Origin of the sequence: Pontitalea aquivivens, from assembly GCF_046507575.1 — a bacterium.
GTDB classification, from domain to species: domain Bacteria; phylum Pseudomonadota; class Alphaproteobacteria; order Rhodobacterales; family Rhodobacteraceae; genus Pontitalea; species Pontitalea aquivivens.
Genome location: NZ_JBKFEY010000154.1, coordinates 1 through 234, shown reverse-complemented (window position 1 = coordinate 234; position 234 = coordinate 1). Strand labels below are relative to the sequence as shown.

Here is a 234-nt window from a genome sequence, read left to right as displayed (position 1 = left end):
GGATCATTGCGCCAGTGCCTCGACCATCGCCACGATCGCTGACAGCGCGGTGGCACCCTCCACCAATATCCGCCGACCATCCGACAACGTGATGTCCACACGCTGCGCAGTGATGGAGCCTACCGAAGGAGTGGGCAAAACGGGTGCTGCCGGGACAGGCTCCATGCCCGCAACCTCGACTGGGAGAAAGGTTACTCCTTCAGGCACCGACAAATCCGCAGCCTGATCCTCTGA

General features: G+C 61.5%; 1 pseudogene. It reads right to left on the bottom strand.

Annotation, left to right across the window (positions count from 1 at the left end):
- Positions 1-3: 3 nt before the first annotated feature.
- Positions 4-234, bottom strand: a pseudogene (locus tag ACK8OU_RS20615) (IS66-like element accessory protein TnpA); the annotation flags it as partial.